At 41.6% G+C, this 1,728-nt stretch carries 1 protein-coding gene; it reads right to left on the reverse strand.

Annotated features, from left to right (window positions below; genetic code table 11):
• Nucleotides 1–816: 816 nt before the first annotated feature.
• Nucleotides 817–1,728 (reverse strand): Imm49 family immunity protein (locus R7R78_RS23915; RefSeq protein ID WP_225474353.1); only part of this gene is annotated, 912 nt, incomplete at its 5' end.

Raw genomic sequence — 1,728 nt, forward strand, 5'->3', positions numbered from 1 at the left:
TTCCAATACCAAGGAAAAATAATATGTATTTTGCAATTTGCTTCTTTTGCATATTAATTCCTCCAAGCACATAACGCTCTGCTAAGGGGTGAGCAACGCAATACCGAAGCCGCCGCATACCACCTTGATCACTAAATTCAACGCATAGTAAAAATGCCACGCGTTGCGAATCCCTCTTGAGCAGTTTGTTAGTCGCGAGGCACCGAGCGCCAATTTTAAGCCGAACTAAACTTTGCGAACAACAAACTTTATGTGCTTTGATGCATTTAAGTCAGGCGTAGTCTCAAAGCGGCTACTCAATGAAACCACTTAGAACAAACAACTCCGTAGAAAACGGACTGACAACACCAAAAAGCGCTTTTGGAAAGCCAATCTCACAGTGCTGACTTTCAACAAAGTCACTGAAGCCACGTGGAACTTACCACACCAGAGAAAACGTCATTTCAGCGAATAAATCAGCTTTTGAACCACCAAACTCACCGAGTAAAGTTGCAACCAAAAACAAATTCTCGATTGCCCTGCTATGTCACCACCAAAGAACAAAACAACCGCGAGGACAGTTACAAAACTTTGGACTTTAAACAGCTGAAACTGAGTTTTGACCATCAACGATGAATCTGTATACCAAACAAACAGCTGCTAAACTTTGAGCTCAGAAACATGATTTTGATTGCTAGCTTTATCTGGCGACTAACGCCCTGTTAAGGTGTGAGCAACGCAATACAAGAGCTGCCGCAAACCACCTTAAACACCAAACGCAACGCATAGTAAAAATGCCACGCGTTGCGAATCACTCTTAAACAGTTTGTTAACTAACTACGATTTGTAAATATCTAAAAAGCTATAGCTCGGCTCGGGCATATTACGGGTGTAGAACGCTTCTGGAACATAATCCGTTTCAAACCCTAAGCGAAAACCGTATTTCTGGTAAGTAAGCTTTGCCAGTGCCAGTAACGGCATAGCAAAATAGCCTACACGCTCTTCCTTTAACTTTTTTTGACTCCAATACTTGTGGTGCCCTTTGACCGCTTCATACATCGCTTGTTGATATTCCGCTTCACCACAACCTGATTTGTTTAGAACTTTTGTCATCACATTAATCGTTGGCAAATCGACAAGGTTTGCGTGTTCAAAGGCTAAACCCTCAAGATACTCAGGAGTACTTACATCAATGAACTTCTGAATTAACGACTTAACGTCACCAGATTTTATTCCGAGCATAACCATTTGGAGCTCAAAGAAGGTACGAGACCGAACATTATACCACTCAGTGTTTGGGTGGTCGGCTAGGTTGGCAAGGTACTCGATGTCACTCACCTGCTCACAGAATAAAGATAGCCAACTTAAGTAGGTTAGATATAGCGCACCTTCAAGACCATTGTATTCATCTTTCTTTGCTACTAGAGTGACCTCCGCTTTGGGGAGCACAACCGAAATCGTATCTCCATCACTCAATAGCTGTGACTGTACTAATTTAATATCAAAGTACTGATGCATATCCATTGCTCTAAGACTAGATTCTATGTCTCCAGCCTTGTGGTATAAACTACTGGTTAGATAAAGGCCTGTAAGACTCACGCTATATAAATCGACTTTCCCGATTTTAGAGTAACGCTCAAAGTCATCAAGCAGTCGTTTACATTTCATCCCGTATGGGTTAGAAAGTCTCTTTAGGTAGTCTGCATGACATGGTATTGGTTTAAAGTGTTCTTTTGATGTCATATAAAC

It is taken from the genome of Vibrio sp. 2134-1 (genome assembly GCF_033339495.1).